The following is a 17677-nucleotide window of genomic DNA, read 5'->3' as shown; positions in this document are numbered from 1 at the left end:
AAACGAAGGAGAACGCTATGACGATGTTATGTACCGCCTGTGGAACCGCCTATCCCCCGCAGGCTTCGCCTCAGCACTGTAAAATCTGTGAGGATGAACGTCAGTACGTTCCGGCAGCGGGTCAGCGCTGGACGACATTTGATGCGCTGCGCGCCAGCCACGCCAACAAGTGGACGGCCCACAGCGATGCGCTGTTAAGCCTCAAAACCGTGCCCGCCTTTGCCATTGACCAGCGAGCCTTTCTGCTGCGCACGCCGCACGGCAATGTGCTGTGGGACTGTATTGCCAATCTTGATGACGCCACCTGCACGCTGATCGCGGCGCTGGGCGGCATTGATGCTATCGCCATTTCCCATCCGCACTACTACACCACCATGCAGGCGTGGGCGGAGGCGTTTAACGCGCCTGTACATCTGCACATCCGCGATCGGCAATGGGTTGTACGGGAGAGTCCGCATCTCCGGTTCTGGGAAGGCGAATCACTGACGCTGATGCCATCAGTGACGCTGTTGCGACTGGGTGGTCATTTTCCCGGTGGTAGCGTGCTGCACTGGGACAAGGATGAAGGGGTCATGCTGGCGGGCGATATTATTCAGGTCACGCCGGGGGCGCATGGCGTGTCGTTTATGTGGAGCTACCCGAATATGCTGCCGCTGTCCGCCGCCACGGTAGGTGACATCCTGCATCGGCTCGCAGGCGTAAAATTCGGGCAGCTTTATGGCGCGTTTGAAGGTCAGGATATGCATGAGCAGGCAAAAGAAAAGGTGATGCGATCGGGAGAAACGTATCTTGCCTGTCTGCGGGATCATCAGGCTTAGCGAGCGTTAAAGCTAAGAAGATAACAGCCGCCAGCAGGGGGCGGCTGTCTTAATACGATTATGCAGTCTGGAACACCGCCACCATCGTACGCAGCTGGCCTGCGCGCGCGGCGAGCTCATCGGCAGATGAGGCCGACTCTTCAACCAGCACGGCATTCTGCTGTGTCACCTGATCCATCTGGTTCACCGCAATATTGACCTGCGAGATACCGCTGCTCTGCTCCTCGGAGGAAGAAGAGATGTCGCGCATCAGCTGAGACGTCTGTTCAATGGCGCTGACGCTCTGCTTCACTTTGTCACCTGCGTTCTGCGCCATGGCGATCCCTTCCTGCGCATGACCGACCGACTGCTCAATCAGGCTCTTGATCTCTTTTGCTGCACTGGCTGAACGCTGGGCCAGCGCACGCACTTCCGACGCCACAACGGCAAAACCTTTGCCCTGCTCACCGGCACGCGCCGCCTCAACCGCTGCGTTCAGGGCCAGAATATTGGTCTGGAAGGCGATGCTGTCGATCACGGAGGTGATCTCTTCGATCTGACCCGAACTGCCACGGATTTTGTGCATCGTCTGCATCACGGAATCCATCGCTGCGCCACTGAGCAGGGCCGCCTGCGTGGCCGACTCTGCGCGATCAGAGGCAAAGCGGGTGTTATCTGCGTTCTGCTGAATGATTGATGCCAGTTGTTCCATGCTGGCCGCGGTTTCAGCCAGAGAGGCTGCCTGCTGTTCGGTACGTGACGACAGGTCGCCGTTGCCACGGGCAATCTCTTCAGAAGAGTGGGCGATGGTGGCAGCGTTACCTTTGATATCCGAAACCAGCTGGGCAAGCCGCTGCTGCATCTGCATCAGCGCGTTCAGCAGCTCAGCCATTTCATTACTGCCCGTAATCGTCAGCTGGGCCGTCAGATCGCCTGCCGCCACGCGACTGGCCACTTCGACCGCGTCTTTGACCGGGCGGGTTACAGAGCGGGTAATCATGGCTGCCAGCAGAACTGACAGCAACGCAATTGCCAGCAAGCCAGCCAGCAGCAGGTACTGCGACTGACGACGCTCATCGATTTGCGATTGCAGTAACGATTCCAGCCGGGCGCTGCTCTGGGTACTCAGCATGCCGTAGCGGTTGATCGCCTCGGTCAAGACCCGCACATATTCAACCGGCGTAATGCTGACCTGTCCGGTGACGATGGCACCTTCAGCCAGCTGCAATGCACTCAGGGCCTGTTGTTTCGCATTCTGCGCGAGGTCACCAAAAGTTGTCTCAAGATCAGGTTCAATCTTGAACACCTTATCCATGTTGCTGCTGAACTGTGACAAAGCCGTTTTGCCATTATCAATCTGAAATGCCAGACGACTGCGATCGGCATCAGACGCTGTACCGCTGGCAATCAGCGAGGCACCATTCCCGCGAATCTGACCCAGCGTTTCAGTGAGCAGCGGCAGGCGGCTGTAGATACTGACGATCAGCTGGTAGGTATTTAAATCGGCATCCAGTGAAAGCTGATAAAAATCCAGTACGTCCTGATTGGTGTCCAGTAGTATCTGAATCAAGTGCGTATGCCGCGTCAGGCTGGTCGCCAGCGTCAGTCGGCCGCCATTGAGATCTTCCTGTAACTGACGCCACTCCTGCTTGCCCTGCTCAAGGCGCTTTAAAGGCTGCGCCTGCTCATCGCTTTGACGTAAATCGGCAGCAATGCTGTCCGATAAGCTATCAATCTGTGTCACCAGGGCTAAGCGCGGCGGGTTATCCGTTTTGTTCTGGCTGATGGCAATCGCGCTCTCAGCCCGGTGGCGCTGGAGGAGGTTCAGCAACTGCAGGACTTTTTTCTCAACCGGGATACCGGTGAGCTCAACTTTTTTAGTATCGATAAGCTGGTTGCCTGTCTGAATAAACAGAAAGGTCGGTAAAATAAACAGCACCAGCGCAAAGGATCCCAGTAACAGGAACTTTGCTGGCAAATTAATCCGGTCGAGTAGTTTTTTCATTCTTTTCCGCTCTGATGTGTGAGGCGTGCAGGTGAACCGTGCACAAAATAGTTTGTGTAATATTATTTTTATCCTTTCGTTTACATAGCCAGAGGCGCCTCATTCAGCGCAATATCGCCATGAAGAAAGGGGTTTAGTATGTGAATTCAGGAGTGCAGATTACAACAGAGAGGAGTATAGATTGCGTTACGTTATTTAACAGTGAATGAAATGACGATATTTACTGCAATATCCATCTAAGCCAAACCGATAAATAGTGATAAATATCATAATGATAAAATAACAGTGCTTATTTTAACCCTTTTAGCCGTAAGCCGGGCTTCAGCATCACCGTTATGAAAATAATGAAAGTAAAGTTAATGCGACCTTCGCCGATAATACCCGCCCGGGCTATATCGAATTAATTATCATTACGCTATTAACCACAGCGAAGGCTTTCAGAAGAAATACCAGCATCGCTTCACATCACTCTAAAGAGTTAATTGCCGCATGGCAATCTAATAATGAAATCGATTTCATGTTATTTTCAATTTTTCATGAATTGTTCTTTATTCCGTCAATTAAAGATAAAAAAAAGCCCCCACAACGTGGAGGCTATTCGTTACTGCACAGCTATCAGAAACTTTCCCAGTTCGCCTGCGCCATGTCGAGGGTCTGGCGCTCAGGCTGCTTTGGCTGCAACACCGGACGACGCACGCCAGCGGTTTGCGGCTGCACGGCACGCTGGTGACTTTCCAGCGTAAAGGTTGCCACCAGCCCTGACAGTGTCTCGGCCTGTTCCTGCAGAGACTTAGAGGCCGATGAGGCTTCTTCTACCAGCGAGGCGTTCTGCTGCGTCACTTCATCCATCTGGCCAATGGCCTGATGAACCTGTTCGATGCCCTTGCTCTGTTCAGAGGTCGCCGCGGCAATTTCATTGACCAGATCGGCAACCTGCTGAATCGCCTGACGGACGTTTTCACTGTTAGAACCTACGCCGCTGGCCTGCTCTAAACCGTGTTCCACCTGTGAAACGGATGTTGAGATCAGATCTTTGATTTCGCGTGCGGCAGAAGAGGAGCGCTGCGCCAGATTACGCACTTCTGAAGCGACCACAGCAAAGCCGCGACCGTGTTCACCGGCGCGTGCTGCTTCGACGGCTGCATTCAGGGCCAGAATATTGGTCTGAAATGCGATGCCTTCAATCAGGCCGGTAATTTCAGAGATTTTAGCCGAGCTGTTGCGGATCTCATCCATGGTGCTGAGCATCTGCTTCACCGCCGCCCCGTTCTGGATTGACATGTTGTTGGCGTTATTCGCCAGGCTGCTGGCCTGGTGCGCCCCTTCTGAGTTCTGTCGCACCGTTTCGCTCAGTGTAGCCATGCTGGCAGCGGTCTGCTCCAGTGATGCGGCCTGCTCTTCCGTACGTGCAGAGAGATCTTCGTTACCTGCCGCAATCTGCGTTGAGCCGGTACTGACCGATTGTGCAGCATGATTGACAGAAAGCAGCGTGCCGGAAACGCGCGCCAGTAACTGGTTGAACGCCATTGCCGTTTTGCCGATCTCGTCTTTGCTGCCGACTTCCGCGGTATGGGTCAGATCAAGCGTGTGGCTCACCTGCGTCATGGTATTGACGATGCCTGAAAGGCTTCTTTTAATGCCAAGGATCACCTTAGCGGAGAAACCCGCCAGAAGCAGAACAAGCAGCAGCGAACCGCCAGTCATCACCCACAGCGTCTGGGCGTACACACGTTTATTCTCAGCCCGGAGTTGTTCGCCAATATCAATGTTCAGCTGAATCTGGCGAGTGAAATCGGCTTCCATCTTACGTGTTGCGGCACCAATCCCGTCCTCGCCCTGTAAGAGCGGCAACGTAACCGCGTCATTATGCGCGCGTGACGCAGCAATAAACGCGGGCAATGCGCTGCGAACCGCATCCAGATTCTTATTGGCCAGCTCTGTCATCGCCTTGTCATCATCGTTGGAGATGTCGTTAGCCATATAATAATCATTGAGTGACTTAATCTGCGTCAGCAGATTCTCAATGCGCTCTTCGGCAGCCGGGAGTTTTGTCGCATCACTGGTGCTGTGATGGCGATAAAGTGCAATGCCTAACTGATTGGTGACACTGATCGATTTATTAAGATCGCGAATGCTGGGTATCGCGTTCATCTGTACATATTCAAAACGCGACTGAAAGCCTGAAATGACTGATAAAGAAATGATCACCAGTGCAATCAGTGACATTGCAAGCAGTGAAAAAATCAGTACCAGACGCTGTGTAATAGTCATAAACGTCCCCTGGAAAGAAAATGATTCTGAATAAAGTTCGAACTGGATTGTTTTTATCGGCTTTCGTCTGCGGGGCTTTAATTAATCGCAGGGATATATTTTTTTATTTTTCCTTGCGTCTGGCAGAGAGTGAACTACCCCGGGAACCTGTCAGGACCTGATCCGCTGTCATTTTTCTTCCCGCTCACAACGCATCGTCAGCAAAAATTTTTGCCGGTCGGTTGATCTGGCGTCTCCATGACAGATGGTCATAACCGGACTTCAGACGGTTTTCATCGATACCTGATGATTAGCCTGCTAATTCAAAAGAATAACTGACCAAAATTGTTGCTGAGAGGGCGTTTGCGCCATGACGAAAGCGCTCACGGATCCTGTACTGGCTGGGCTGAGAGGACGCAGGGCTACAGAGAACAGCCAGGCACAATGTATGCCTGACATCAGATTAACTGATACAGGAGATCGTGGCCGGACAATCGCTGGCAGGAGATCTGTGAGATTTTAACCATTTGTGTCAGGGCCAGATTAAATCAGTGAATTCACTGGCGGAATGCTGATTCTGGTCTATGCTCACTGGCCCGACCAGGCTTAAGTCTGTCGTGCAGCAATAACGCAAACAATAAAAAAGGTAGTTCTCATGGATTTAGCCACATTTGAAACCAGAATCGGTCTTTGGCCACACATGCAGTTTACGGATGTTGAGTATGAAGTCTGCAGCGCAGGCGTCGAGGTCTATGCCATTGATGTGAGTCGCCAGACCAAGAGCAAGCTCTTTATCTGTTGCGTCGCAAACGAACAGCAGGCAGCGTCGCTGACGGCACAGTTCAGGGAATGCCTGCCAAAGCTGAAGCTTAAAAAACGCAAAGTTGCGCTGAATCTGGCGCGCAGGGCCTGCGAAAAGAGCTATGCCGCAACGCCTGGCTATCAGGATCGGTCGGAGATGCATCGCAACACATCCAGGCTCTGATGCCCTTCAGTCAGCCTCTGTCTGAGCAGACAAGCTGAAACGCTTGCTTCGTTGTCTGTTCTGTTTCAGTCCTGTGGCACGTTTTCATCACGCGCCGCAGGCATCTGAAACAGCCGGCATTCTCCAGGTCCGACAGAGATATCACTGAAGGTCGTGATATGCATCTCTATCCAGCTATTTGCCGCCCGCAGTGTATGCGGCGCGTTGCGCTGTTGCAGTTCCGCCACAAAATCCTGGGTACTGACAGTAAGCTGACCGGCGTTGTTTCGTCTCGTCGCCTCTCTGAACGCACACCAGATCTCATCATCCTGTGACATCACATTGACCTCATAATGCATCTTAACTGAAAATGACTGTATGTATGAACAGTATAAGTAATCTGTTCAGGGGTCAAGTCTGCCCTGTAAGCCCGCCTCAGATTGCTGCGTCATGCCGGAATTGTGGCCATCCGCAGCAAGAGCAGCAGGCAGATCAGGACTTTAATCCTAATCTTAGTAATCGTTTTCATAACTGATTAACTGATTGATCAAAAAAGTAATTCTTATTTTGAGTATTTTAATTATTTGATATCTAACTAAAAAAATCGTTAACCGTAGCGGAAATACCCGCGGTTTTGCCCTATCTTTAAATGGCTCTGTAACGAAATCCACTTCTGTTACAGCGTGATCTGACTCCTACCCTTGCCCCCTTTTACAGGGGGCGCTTTTTCAGATAACGCCAATCCCGACACCTGATTAGCGCTGCAGACCGGCAATGTTGACGCAATACATGTCAGCCTGCTGATGATGTTAAGGCTGTAACTGGAAAAGTGGTGGATTTGTAACCTGATAATTCAGCAACCGGGCTTAACGCAGTACAGGCTCAAATCAGTTGATTGAATTTAAGGGCAATTTCTGAAGCATCAGAAAAACTGATTTTTACCCGCTTAAAAATCCTGCCAGACGGACATGGTCAGGAGGCGATAAAGCGCGTAATAATCAGGCACACCCCGATTAACCGGCGCCTCACCAGGGATGCCGTAACGTTATAATAATGCGCTATATCCGCTCTTCGCCCCCGCTTTTGCGGGGGCTTTTCTTTTCCCGCGTCGTGTTCACCGGATCGTGGCAATAAGGCCATCTGATAAGCGTATTCTCAGCCCCCGAGATCTTCTCCTGCCGCACGCCCGATTTGATGCCGCAAGCAGAACGGCATATTGCCCGCAGTTATGCCCTTAACCATCAATATTTCTGTGGTATGGTTAATTGGTAATCTCCTGCCATGTGAGTCTGCTTATGCTCTCCACCCTTATTTATCGCAGTCAGCTTGCGGGTTCGGTCTCACCAGAGAAACTTCAGGCGCTGGTGGAGCGCGCCAGTATCAAAAATGCCGAAGCTCAGGTCACCGGAATATTGCTCTATGACGGCCAGCACTTTTTTCAGGTGCTTGAGGGGAGCGTCGACAACGTTCACACGGTTTTCCAGCGTATCAGCCAGGACGATCGGCATTACAATCTGATTGAAATGATGCGCGATTACGCACCTGCACGTCGCTTTGGTCAGGCTGGTATGGCCTTATTTGATTTACGTGACTACGAGAAACACACCGTCGTGGATGCCCTGCTTAAGCGGGTTTCCCTGAATGATGAGCGGATCAGACATGATCGGGTAGTGAAGTTTCTCCGTTCTTTTGTCGAGGGACGGGATAAAGAGACGTTCATTGAGATCGCCCCTGCCAGCGAGTGGACGCTGACTACGCCACAGACGGTCAATGCCCAGCCATCCTTTACACCCGCAGCGGATCAACGCTGTGAATTTGCGCTTCAGCCCATCGTAGATGCCGCTAATCGCCGGGTTGTGTCCTGTGAAGCCCTGATTCGCGGTCTTCAGGGTGCACCACCCGCGGACTACTTTTCACAGCTGCCGGAAAGCGAGCGCTATCAGGCCGATCTGCACGCCAAAACGTACGCGTTTCAGCTGGCCAGACATCTGGGCCTGCGGGAACAGACCCTCTCGGTCAACCTGCTGCCCATGTCGCTGGTGGTGATCGACGATGCGGTTGAACATCTTATCCAGCAGATCAGGCAGCAGGGATTGCGGCCTGAGCAGGTGGTGGTGGAGGTGACGGAAGATGAGGTCATCTCCCGCTTCGATGCATTTCAGTTTGCTGTGCAGCAGTTAAAAGCCGCCGGCATCAGTCTGGCTCTGGACGATTTTGGCGCCGGTTTCGCAGGCCTGTCGCTGCTGGCCGACTTCCAGCCCGACAAAGTTAAAATCGATCGCAAGCTGATCACCGATATTCATCGCAGCGGCCCGCGTCAGGCGATTGTGCTGGCCATCCTTAAATGCTGCCAGGCGCTGGAAATTACGGTCATTGCAGAAGGCGTCGAGAAAATTGAAGAGTGGCTCTGGCTTGAAGGAGCCGGGGTGCGCTATTACCAGGGCTATCTGTTTGCCCGTCCCGCCCTGAATGCCCTGCCTGCCGTGAGCTGGCCCGCACCCCGCCGGTAATTATCTCCGGCAGAACCCGCCCTTTTGCTCAGAGTTTGACCCGGCTCACACCGTCTCGCTGCAAAAAGCAAAAGCTGTGCCATGCTTGATCCATCTGACAGCCAACCGGCAAAACAGATATTCATCAGGTCCCTGGATAACAACCGAAATCGGGAGAGTCACCATGAACGAAGATCGCATTAGCGGTAACTGGAAGCAGTTCAAAGGTAAGGTCAAGGAAAAATGGGGCGACCTTACGGATGATGATATGACCGTGGTAGAAGGGAAGCGTGATCAGCTGGTCGGTAAAATTCAGGAACGCTACGGCTACGAGAAAGATCGTGCCGAAAAAGAAGTGAAAGAGTGGGAAGATTCCAACAAGTACCACTGGTAACGCGTTCCTGATCGCCGGGCGTTTCTGCGCCCGGTACCTGCCCGGCTGGTCCCTTTCTGCCTCTCCACCTCCATTTCTGCTATCTCAGCCCTGTCGCAGGGGCAGATTATGGAAATGATTGTTTCTTTATTTATTGCTGACGCGCATACTGCGGCCATCTTCGCCGCGCGTGCGAACTTTACGCTACCCGGATGTCAACTATGCCTCAGCACTCTACCGACACTGTATGTGGTCTCGTCGGTGTTCTTCCTGAAACCCTGCGTCGCTGGCGCCGTGCCGGGCTGATCACGCCGCCTGGCCCGGCTGGCTACTCAGATCATCAGCTCACGCGCGCGCTCTGCGTTCGTGATATGACCTCAGGAGGTCACACGCTGTTTGACATCCATGCTGCACTTAACTGGCCCAGCGTCACGCTGCCTGGCGGCTGGGCCTGTCGGGAAGAGGATATGTTGCACCTGCTGGCGAATCATCCGGACGAAGATATTGAACGTGAGCTCCGGATGATGAATACCGACTATTGTGGCGATGATTACGTTAATCGCTATCTGCGGCCGCTCAACCTCTGGCTGCGCGCTGATCCCAGCGAAGGCGCGGCACGGCGTCAGCAGCGCTTTCATACCGCCGTGATCAGTCAATGGCAACGCCTGTCGCTGGCCGCACAGCGACGCAGCACTGTACCGCTGTTTCTTGAAGCGGTCAGCGTCTCAGATGAAACCGAGATCTGGATGGAAGCGATACGGCTTAACGGACAGGGCTTTCGGGTTGAAGTTGCAGCGCATGCATCGGGTGTTCCCGCCGTGGCGCGCCGACGCTTTGAGCATCATCTGATGTGGTGTGGTGATGGTATCAGCGCATTAATGAAGGCGGCATTTCACTCCAGCCTTGAGGCGGGCGCACCGATCATGCTGACCGGAACCAATACCGGCTTGCAATCGTCCGTCTGCTCTCTATCTGCCAGCGCCTGACGCGGTTGCCCCTCTTCCCTGCCAGCAAGTAAAAAAGAATGGAAACTGCCTGAGCTATTTCCGCCCTGCTCCCATGACTGATGTTCCAGCGTTCATGGACCGCCGACAGCAAGCGATATGCGGCGCGGTTTCGCGCTTTCCGATCTCTCCTGGATCAAATCAGTGCTAAGCAGACCTTGCGCCAGACTGGCTCCGGTCACCTTCATGTGCGAAGGAACATAAAAGCGCCTCGGGAAATTGTGCCGGGAGAGGCCGCGATGGATCCCGTCGCTGTTTTCTTGCCGGGCCTCGCCGGACGACGCCCGGAACTCATTTCTACGCAAAACCGTCCGCCACGCAGGTCAGTCTCCAGCTTATGCGCTTTACAGCCCGGTACGCTGGCGGTCAGCGCATAGCAATTATCCTCAGGCCGCTACAGACAGTAAGCGGGAACGGATCTGTCGCCAGTCAGCTGGCTGAACAATTTATTGGTACGGCTAAAGCGACCTGAAGAGACAGAATCCGTCAGCGCAGGGAGAACAGATAATTAGTGTACTGACATGGTGATAATCTCCTGAACAGGTTCATCCAAAAGTTCATCTGACCGGATTCATATTTCCGATCATCGCGATATACAGTTATCAGCTTTCAGGCAGGTAAATAACCTTTTACCGTCACCGAACTGTGGGTTATCACCGAATTAAATATCAGGATAGTAATTGAGCCGTTATTTTTTGCTCTGGGGGGCAAGAACGAAATGGGGATGGCAGCCAGCCAGTAATAACAGCAGTTCATATTCACCCTGACTGAGTAGCGTCGGGTTACCTGCGGCTTCTTTGGTTTGCCAGACTCTCAGGCTAAGGTCAAAGCGCTCAGCCGCGCTCTGCTGTGAAAGGCCGGCGGCAAGACGAAGTTCACGAACATTACTCTGGACAACGACAGGCGGCTTGGGGGGACGGTTAACCAAACAAAGACTCCTTCAACATGATTGAAAACGCAAAAGCACAACGCCTCGCCATTAATAAGCGAAGCGACCTGGAAGCACGCATAGCAAAAGACCAGAGAATAATTGACTATTTTGAATAAATGTCAAATTTCAGGATTGCGATTTATGCATGTTTTTTGCGTAAGCGAAGCGGCATATTTTACCCTGACTGCGCTTTTCTTTTTTTCTTAGAGTACTTTATTTCTCCTGCCAGGAATTATCCTGATATTTGACTTAGGGAGCATTCAGGGATTAATCCGCTACCTCACTGCCTCTTTCTTCATCAGGATAGATGTTTAGCCTGAGGGTGATGTTCAGGCTGCATCATAGAAACCAGAGGAGGATAATAAATGAAAAATCCTATCCAGCGTCGTTCACCCGACGATCTGTCGCATGTGGACATTCGTGAACAGTGGCAAATCACCTACTGGACGCAGGAACTGAAGACAACGCAGGAAAGACTGACACGCGCGATACGTGAACGCGGCGCGCGGACCGAACAGGTGCGTAACTGGCTGGAAGAAAATCCGCCCCCACGTCGTCCTGCTCAATCTCCGGATGGCATCAAACGTTAACCTGATTGCTGACTGTAACGCTGTGTCAGCGCAAGCTTTGCGGTGAACTGACCAGCGTCAGTCGGGAGTGCGCTGGCTGGTCGCCTTTGCCGATCCGGGCTGCTTTCCGGCTTTTACTATGTGTTTGAAGAGCTTACCTTGCAGAGTAATCTGCGCACAGCCATCCTGCCGCCGGGATCAGGCCTGCTTTTAACAAAAACTGACTTAGAAATACCATTAATCATCCTGAATGCTTATTGTTCGGCTGCCCGGAAATAAACCTTAGCAACACTGAAGATCCTGGCTGAAAATATAAAAGGTAAATAATCAGACGCCGCTTCGATTAAATTTTCGAATCGTAAATATGCCTTTAATGCGTTAAAGAAAATATTAAGAGACACCCGCCGCATACTCCCTTATCATCTGGATGAAAATAAAAATTACGCTATATTTCCTGCCGCCCGAATGAAATTTCGCTCCGGACAGTTTTCTTTTTTCGCTCCGTAATCAGCCGGTGCGGAGGTTCTACATACATGCTTAACAATCTTAACGGCGACAATGAACGCCGAAGCCGCGCCTTACAGGCGCTGCGCGATCCTGATGAAAGCCGCGATGACGTTTTGCGGAAGTTTGTCCGGTTAGCCAGTCAGGCCCTGGGTATCCCGGGCAGTTTTATCTCGGTGCTGGATGATGAGTTCCAGACCGTGCAGGCGTCGCACAATTTCAATCTGCAACGTTCAACGCGCAAGGATTCACTCTGCCGTCACGTTGTTGACAGCGAAGGTGCCGTGATTGTCCCCGATACGTATCACGATGCGCGCTTTGTCACGCATCCCCTGATCACGGGCGCGCCGTTTATTCGCTTCTATGCTGGTGTGCCGCTGAAAACCCGCGACGGCATTATTCTGGGCACGCTCTGTGTGACCGACACCGAGCCGCATGTCTTTGCCGTTGAACAGGTGACGACATTAACGCTGCTCTCCACGCTGATCATGTCTTTTCTTGAAGCCTGGCACTCGGCTGGTTTTTGCGATCCGGTGACCGGATTGCCTAACCGCCAGCGCCTGATACGTGATTTGCAATATCTGGCCGTGGCCGGTGACACCACGCCACGCCGTCTGGTGCTGATTGATTGCATCGACATGTCACGTGCTTATGAGCTGGCCCGCACCATGGGAATGAGTCCGGTTGAAAGTCTGCTGAAGGATATGGCTACCCTGCTGCCGCTGCGCCTGCGCCCGGCAACAGGTGAAATGATCTACACCGTAGCCACGGGCCGGTTTGCCATTCTGACCCGGGCCGATAGCCGACTTAGTGCAGCCTGGGTCGCCGGTCGTCTGGAAGGTATCAGTGCAGACATGGATGAGGGGTTGTCAGTTGCACTGACGCCGCATACCGGTGAGGCTGGTTTTGTTGCTGGCAGCATGCCACCGTCGGAAGTGTTACGCCGTGCGGTCAGCGCACTCAATGAAGCGGTCGGGCGCGGGCTTCCTTCTCAATGCTTTGACATTGAGGCGGAAACACAGCGCTCAGAAGATTTCCTGCTGATGACCGATCTCAAAACAGCATTGCGCGACAACATCGGGCTTTATATGGTCTATCAGCCTAAGATCTGCCTCCAGAGCGGCAAACCGGTGGGGCTGGAAGCGCTCATCCGCTGGCGGCATCCCAGCAAGGGCGAACTTTCACCGGCTGCCTTTATTCCTCTGGCTGAACAGACCGATTTGCTCTCTGTGCTGACCACCTGGATTATCGACCAGGCAATTGAACGTCTCAGACGGTTGCGTAATAACTGCATTCAGCTGCCATTAACCATAAACGTCAGCGTACGCGATTTTGCCTGTGAGGGATTTGCTTCAGCGCTGGAAAGTAAAATGCTGAAGTCTAAGCTTCCCACCTCGCTGCTGGGCATTGAATGCCTGGAGACGGAACGTATTCTTGAAAGTCCGACCGCCCTGCACGGCCTGGAGATGCTCAGAGAGCGAGGCTTCACGATTTCACTCGATGATTTTGGCACCGGCTACAGCAATATCAGTTATCTGCGTCGTATGCCGCTGGATGTGATTAAGCTGGATCGCTCCCTGATCAGTGAGCTTTCTTCGGATACCGCTTCGCGCATCATCGCCCGGAGCATTATCGCCATGCTGAAAGAGCTGGATTATACGGTGGTGGCTGAAGGGGTTGAGTGTCCGGACGCCGTGTCATCACTGACAGAGTATGGCTGCGATCAGGCTCAGGGCTATTTCTATTCGAAGCCGTTAGACGAAGAAACGCTGGATCACTGGCTTCACTGGAAACTGCGTGGCGAGTGCCATTAACCCTGCGCACGTTAAAATCCCCGGCGCACGTGTTGAACATTGATCGTCAGGCACGGCATCGCTGATCAGATTGCATTGTCATTATTAATAAGGCATCAGTGCATCCGCTGAGAACCCGCCGCATTCATACTGCTACGGTGACTGAATTCAGGTCTGCCGGTTTGCCGCTTCGCTTAGTGCCGCCTGATGTGGTGCAGTCTGTGCGACTGCGGACAAGTAAAGGTGAAACATCTTTTGAACAATGTTAGCGTGTCCGCAACAGTCACGTAAAAAGGAGCTGCAAATGCTAACCACCATAATATATCGCAGCCATATCTCAGATGATTTTCCGGTCAGAACCCTTCCGGAGATGGTCGACAACGCCAGCAAAATTAACTCGGCTCACAGCGTGACAGGCATCCTGTTGTTTAACGGGACCCATTTTTTCCAGTTGCTTGAGGGGCCGGAAGCGGGCGTTCAGGCAATTTATCAGCGGATTTGTGCCGACCCCCGTCACCATAATGTGGTGGAGCTGATGCGCGATTACGCTCCCTCCCGCCGGTTTGGTAATGCGGGCATGTCGCTGTTTGACCTGCGTGAACACGATCGCTCATCACTGCTGCAGGCGGTGCTGGACAAAGGTACGTCTAAATATCGCCTGACCTATGATGATCGGGCACTGCAATTCCTGCGTACTTTTGTAGAATCCCGTGAGAAAGAAAACTACTACGAGGTTCTTCCGCCTGGTTACTGGGAGTTTATTTCTGAGCATAGTCATGTCCCGGACTCCCGCCCCGAGACAGAAGGCGTGAGCTTCCGCCCGGTGGTCGATCCGCTTGCTCGCACGGTGACCGCGATTGAAGCTGTCACCGTCAGACCAGCGCTTGTCGGCGACATTTCAGGCGATCGGCTTTACGTTGACGATCTGGAAACCGTGAAAAAAACCTTTGCCCACGCAGGCCTGGTCTGCCCCGACGGGATGACGCTTTACGTCAGCCTGCTGCCAATGACACTGGTTGTTATACCTGATGCCGTCGGGCACATTGTGGCAGCCATTCAGCAGGCGGGTCTGGTACCGGAGCAGGTCGTTATTGGTGTGAGTGAAACCGGCGTGATTTCACAGCTGGATGCATTCTCCGAAGCCGTACGCGCGCTAAAAGCGGTCGGGATCAGCCTGTCGATCGACAATTTTGGAGACGGCTCCGCGGGATTATCATTACTGACGCATATTCAGCCCGACCGTATTCGAATTGATGCCGGCATCACCCGCGACGTCCACCGCAGTGGGCCAAAGCAGGCGGTGGTACAGGCGATCATCAAGTGCTGTTCAGCGCTGGAAATCACCGTCATCGCAGCGGGGATTGTACAGGCCGAAGAGTGGATGTGGCTGGAAGCCGCAGGTGTGATCAATTTCCAGGGAACGCTGTTCGCCGCAGTGGGTCGCTATGAGGCACAATCGGTCGCCTGGCCGGAATATCGCGAAGCGATATAACGCATCCTGTCTGAATCACCATAAAGCGGTACGCCTTAAGCGGCCGCTTTTTTCATTGATGGCCCTTACAGACTTTCAGGAACAGGCGTCAGTAACCTTCCCCCCTGTATTTCTCCGCGCCTTACGCTTTGCTTTCACAAACATCCTGACCCGGTACTGACACGCTTTAACAGGCGACACACATCCGTTACGCTTTTGCGGATAACCACTATAGCGAGTAACTTTTACGGCTTAACCACTATAGCGAGTGAATCAGGAGATGGAGTCGCGTTATGCGGTTCCTGAACGTGACAGATATCCACTATAGCGAGTAAAAATGTCCCTGAAGCATTACTGTCAACCACTGTAGCGAGTAAGTAGCGGAATAATCATCCGGATCGTTTCGATAAAGCGCACTAATGCCCGGATAACCACTGTAGTGAGTGCCTGCACACCCCTCTCCTCTGGTGATAACCACTATAGCGAGTAGACCATCCAGGAGAGGGGGCTGAGCTTTTCTGTGCTCAACACAATGGCTGCACGGTGGTCTCCTGCAGGATAACCACTGTAGCGAGTAAAAGGTGGCGCGAAGATGCCGATGAGTGGGACAGCATGATAGCCCTGCCCCGCTTTATCTCCTTTTGCAAAATCACTTTGTTCTGATGGCGAAACCATTCTGATCATCCTGCATCCCAACCACTGTAGCGAGTGCCTGTCTGACCCAATATGGCGTGCCGTGTAGCAAGGATTTTAACGTCGTACAGGGTGCAAATCGATAGTAAGTGCTCACACTAAACCCCTGTGTCTTATTAACAGGGAGGCTAAAACGATACCATCAACCACTATAGCGAGTGATTTCCCCCTCTTACGGACCCCAATGAGTAACCACTGTAGCGAGAATGTTGTGTTAGCCAGAGCTGCCACCTGATCATTCTCTGAACGAATCAGCCAGTAAATCACCAGAAAACCCCTAGAGCGGGTGAATTTCACAGGTACAGAAAGGCGGGAGTGTCGTTTGCCAGAGGCAATAACCACTGTAGCGAGTAAAGGAGAACGGCTGAATATGCCACGCATAGCGTCAGACACTGCGTCCGGCCCCGGATAACCAGACCAGACCAACCACTGCAGAGAGTAATAAGCATAACGTCGGTCCGCCGCATTTGCAGACGGGCCGCGATACCTGCTGGTTAACCCTGACAGGTCGAGGATCGCTTATGACACTCAGTGTAACGACTTCGCCTGGAAGGCAGAATTGAAAAACAGCAGGTTGCAGGATCCTTTTCAGACAGGCGCTTCAGGATCGGATGCCTATTCGGGATAGGAATAACCACTATAGCGAGTAAGACTACTCGCTATAGTGGTCAGGGATGTCAGGGGTCATTAAACAGCCCTTTTTCTCGCTACAGTGGTTATCAGGCAGCATGTTTCATGCGGGGTGCGGTGAAAAGGTGACTTAGGATTTTTTCTGTTTCCTGATTTTATTCAGCAACTCTTTTTCCTCACGCGAGACCATGACGAGCTCACTGCTTTCATCCTCACTCACCGGTTCGGGCAGATTGACATCAATGATAGTGGGATCGTTGTCCAGATCGTCAAACTCGTCCATCTCATCATCGATCAGCCCTGCCTTACTGAGCGGCAGCTCAGCCGGGCGCAGTTTGGGGTGACGATAATGGACCCAGAAGTAGACAGATGAGCCGCGTCGGGTTTCGGTGTAATCGAGATAACCTATCTCTTTTAACTGCTCCATCGCCTTTCTGACCGTCGCATTCTGCGTGATCACGCGCGAGGTAAGATTGAGTCTTGCACGCAGGCGCGCCATAGATATCGGCGCGGGCTTGGGCGGAAGGCTTTCAATGAACGTGTAGAGCGCCTGAGCGGACTCTTTGCGTGCCAGCTCGTTGATGGCCTTAAGCTGCAGCAGGACCTTTCTGTCGAACTGATACAGCTCAAAGATCTTGGGGTCGGCCTGTAAGGTTACCGTGTCTTTTTTGACACTGTATTTAGCGGACTGCACCAGATGCGTTGTGTAGTTCTCTCCGCCCTTGCTGGTAAAAGTCAGGGTGTTAGAGGCAATACGCGTCAGCGAAGCATCCAGACGGCTCCTGAGCTTCGAGGAGAGACGCGCTGAAGGGATGCCGCAGAGTTTTGCAAATTCAACGAACGAGAGCGTTACCGTGTCTCCCAGACACTCATGCGTGGCGAATGCGCGGATGATCCCGACCCAGGTCTTGAAATCATTATCCATATCCAGACGGGCACCCAGGATCTTGATGTTGTCATACCCTTCCGATCTGACCAGGGATAACTGTTTCAGATCCTGCGTGACATCCATAGCATTCATCTGGTTTTTCTGACTGCGTGCCGTGGATTTCAGCGTTGGAACAAATAAGCCGAGCCGCATCAACGCTACCGGCTGCACAGTGTTATTGCTGTTGGGCGTCAGAGTAACAACTTCGCCTGTACGCTTGTCTGTTTCGCTAAACGCATCAGCTATGTTCAGGATATCTGGTTCTTTTCTTGGCAT

The 17677-nt window shown here is 52.7% G+C and carries 14 protein-coding genes; 8 read left to right on the top strand and 6 right to left on the bottom strand.

What is annotated here, in order from left to right; translation table 11 throughout:
- Positions 1-17: 17 nt before the first annotated feature.
- A complete protein-coding gene (locus tag N5J69_RS18475; RefSeq protein ID WP_279772090.1) occupies positions 18-818 on the top strand; it encodes an MBL fold metallo-hydrolase in 801 nt (266 codons plus the stop codon).
- Between the two features lie 58 nt (positions 819-876).
- On the opposite strand, the gene N5J69_RS18470 is transcribed toward N5J69_RS18475, so the two are convergent.
- Both N5J69_RS18470 and N5J69_RS18465 read right to left on the bottom strand, forming a co-directional pair.
- Positions 877-2802 carry a methyl-accepting chemotaxis protein gene (locus tag N5J69_RS18470; RefSeq protein WP_279772089.1) on the bottom strand — a complete coding sequence of 642 codons (1926 nt, stop codon included), beginning with the start codon at positions 2800-2802 and terminating at the stop codon, positions 877-879.
- Positions 2803-3417: 615 nt separating this feature from the next.
- A complete protein-coding gene (locus tag N5J69_RS18465) occupies positions 3418-5073 on the bottom strand; it encodes a methyl-accepting chemotaxis protein (protein WP_279772088.1) in 1656 nt (551 codons plus the stop codon).
- A 634-nt stretch (positions 5074-5707) separates the two neighbouring features.
- On the opposite strand from N5J69_RS18465, the gene N5J69_RS18460 reads away from it, so the two are divergent.
- On the top strand, positions 5708-6037 hold the full coding sequence (locus N5J69_RS18460; RefSeq protein WP_279772087.1) for a hypothetical protein: 330 nt from the start codon (positions 5708-5710) through the stop codon (positions 6035-6037).
- Between the two features lie 65 nt (positions 6038-6102).
- On the opposite strand, the gene N5J69_RS18455 is transcribed toward N5J69_RS18460, so the two are convergent.
- Positions 6103-6354, bottom strand: a complete 252-nt coding sequence (locus N5J69_RS18455) for a DNA polymerase V subunit (protein ID WP_279772086.1) — start codon at positions 6352-6354, stop codon at positions 6103-6105.
- A 957-nt stretch (positions 6355-7311) separates the two neighbouring features.
- Between N5J69_RS18455 and N5J69_RS18450 the strand changes: the two genes are divergently transcribed.
- The 3 genes from N5J69_RS18450 to N5J69_RS18440 all read left to right on the top strand — a co-directional run bounded on the left by N5J69_RS18450 (position 7312) and on the right by N5J69_RS18440 (position 9864).
- A complete protein-coding gene (locus N5J69_RS18450) occupies positions 7312-8526 on the top strand; it encodes a diguanylate phosphodiesterase (protein ID WP_279772085.1) in 1215 nt (404 codons plus the stop codon).
- Positions 8527-8689: 163 nt separating this feature from the next.
- The gene (locus N5J69_RS18445; RefSeq protein ID WP_064738984.1) at positions 8690-8899 is read left to right on the top strand and encodes a CsbD family protein; all 210 of its coding nucleotides are present in this window, start codon (positions 8690-8692) and stop codon (positions 8897-8899) included.
- Between the two features lie 200 nt (positions 8900-9099).
- A complete protein-coding gene (locus N5J69_RS18440; protein ID WP_279772084.1) occupies positions 9100-9864 on the top strand; it encodes a MerR family transcriptional regulator in 765 nt (254 codons plus the stop codon).
- A 92-nt stretch (positions 9865-9956) separates the two neighbouring features.
- Here the strand turns inward: N5J69_RS18440 and N5J69_RS22220 are convergent, their stop codons facing one another.
- Positions 9957-10187 (bottom strand): Hsp20 family protein, encoded by a 231-nt coding sequence (locus N5J69_RS22220; RefSeq protein ID WP_347882084.1) that lies wholly within the window; start codon positions 10185-10187, stop codon positions 9957-9959.
- A 383-nt stretch (positions 10188-10570) separates the two neighbouring features.
- Positions 10571-10810: a transcriptional regulator gene (locus N5J69_RS18435; protein ID WP_161736648.1), complete on the bottom strand. Its 240-nt coding sequence runs from the start codon at positions 10808-10810 to the stop codon at positions 10571-10573.
- Positions 10811-11178: 368 nt separating this feature from the next.
- Between N5J69_RS18435 and N5J69_RS18430 the strand changes: the two genes are divergently transcribed.
- From N5J69_RS18430 to N5J69_RS18420, 3 genes are all read left to right on the top strand, one after another.
- On the top strand, positions 11179-11403 hold the full coding sequence (locus N5J69_RS18430; RefSeq protein WP_279772080.1) for a DUF3606 domain-containing protein: 225 nt from the start codon (positions 11179-11181) through the stop codon (positions 11401-11403).
- Positions 11404-11915: 512 nt separating this feature from the next.
- A complete protein-coding gene (locus tag N5J69_RS18425; RefSeq protein WP_279772078.1) occupies positions 11916-13700 on the top strand; it encodes a GGDEF and EAL domain-containing protein in 1785 nt (594 codons plus the stop codon).
- A gap of 283 nt (positions 13701-13983) precedes the next feature.
- Positions 13984-15171, top strand: a complete 1188-nt coding sequence (locus tag N5J69_RS18420) for a diguanylate phosphodiesterase (protein WP_279772076.1) — start codon at positions 13984-13986, stop codon at positions 15169-15171.
- A gap of 1432 nt (positions 15172-16603) precedes the next feature.
- Here N5J69_RS18420 and N5J69_RS18415 read toward each other — a convergent pair.
- Positions 16604-17677: a RepB family plasmid replication initiator protein gene (locus N5J69_RS18415; RefSeq protein ID WP_279772074.1), complete on the bottom strand. Its 1074-nt coding sequence runs from the start codon at positions 17675-17677 to the stop codon at positions 16604-16606.

Origin of the sequence: Pantoea sp. GD03673, from assembly GCF_029844725.1 — a bacterium.
Classification (GTDB): domain Bacteria; phylum Pseudomonadota; class Gammaproteobacteria; order Enterobacterales; family Enterobacteriaceae; genus Pantoea.
The sequence above is the reverse complement of the archived record's forward strand: the minus strand, read 5'-3'. Positions and strand labels throughout refer to the sequence as shown.

Bases quoted from the DNA above. Each gene is read 5' to 3' on its own strand.
- N5J69_RS18475 (WP_279772090.1), top strand. From the start codon at position 18: ATGACGATGTTATGTACCGCCTGTGGAACCGCCTATCCCCCGCAGGCT.
- N5J69_RS18470 (WP_279772089.1), bottom strand. From the start codon at position 2,802: ATGAAAAAACTACTCGACCGGATTAATTTGCCAGCAAAGTTCCTGTTA.
- N5J69_RS18465 (WP_279772088.1), bottom strand. From the start codon at position 5,073: ATGACTATTACACAGCGTCTGGTACTGATTTTTTCACTGCTTGCAATG.
- N5J69_RS18460 (WP_279772087.1), top strand. From the start codon at position 5,708: ATGGATTTAGCCACATTTGAAACCAGAATCGGTCTTTGGCCACACATG.
- N5J69_RS18455 (WP_279772086.1), bottom strand. From the start codon at position 6,354: ATGTCACAGGATGATGAGATCTGGTGTGCGTTCAGAGAGGCGACGAGA.
- N5J69_RS18450 (WP_279772085.1), top strand. From the start codon at position 7,312: ATGCTCTCCACCCTTATTTATCGCAGTCAGCTTGCGGGTTCGGTCTCA.
- N5J69_RS18445 (WP_064738984.1), top strand. From the start codon at position 8,690: ATGAACGAAGATCGCATTAGCGGTAACTGGAAGCAGTTCAAAGGTAAG.
- N5J69_RS18440 (WP_279772084.1), top strand. From the start codon at position 9,100: ATGCCTCAGCACTCTACCGACACTGTATGTGGTCTCGTCGGTGTTCTT.
- N5J69_RS18430 (WP_279772080.1), top strand. From the start codon at position 11,179: ATGAAAAATCCTATCCAGCGTCGTTCACCCGACGATCTGTCGCATGTG.
- N5J69_RS18425 (WP_279772078.1), top strand. From the start codon at position 11,916: ATGCTTAACAATCTTAACGGCGACAATGAACGCCGAAGCCGCGCCTTA.
- N5J69_RS18420 (WP_279772076.1), top strand. From the start codon at position 13,984: ATGCTAACCACCATAATATATCGCAGCCATATCTCAGATGATTTTCCG.
- N5J69_RS18415 (WP_279772074.1), bottom strand. From the start codon at position 17,677: ATGCCAAGAAAAGAACCAGATATCCTGAACATAGCTGATGCGTTTAGC.